The 253-nt window shown below is 48.6% G+C and carries 1 protein-coding gene; it reads left to right on the top strand.

Annotated features, from left to right (window positions below; translation table 11 throughout):
* Positions 1 to 253: hypothetical protein (locus QN379_RS23560; RefSeq protein ID WP_323507784.1), on the top strand; the 253-nt coding region annotated here is incomplete at both ends.

Genomic DNA, 253 nt, shown 5'->3' with positions numbered 1-253 from the left:
CGCTGTTATTGCAGACACGGTTTAAGTCGTTGATTGATCAGATTGAATTGAAGGTGGATGCCGATGGGATGCATCTGGATTATGGTGCGCTGGAAAAACACTTCAAGGCAGCGATTGCGGCGGATGGCATAAAGGGGTTGTACGATTTGATCGATTTTAATCGTGCAGCGAGGAGGGCGATGCAGGATTTTAGCTGGATTGGAGCTGAGATGATTGCCTTGGGTCTCTCCACACTGGATGCATCGCCTGAAAT

This window comes from Glaciimonas sp. Gout2 (genome assembly GCF_035018905.1).
Classification (GTDB): Bacteria; Pseudomonadota; Gammaproteobacteria; order Burkholderiales; family Burkholderiaceae_D; genus Glaciimonas.
Note: the sequence above shows the minus strand (reverse complement) of the source record. Positions and strands in the feature narration are given on the sequence as shown.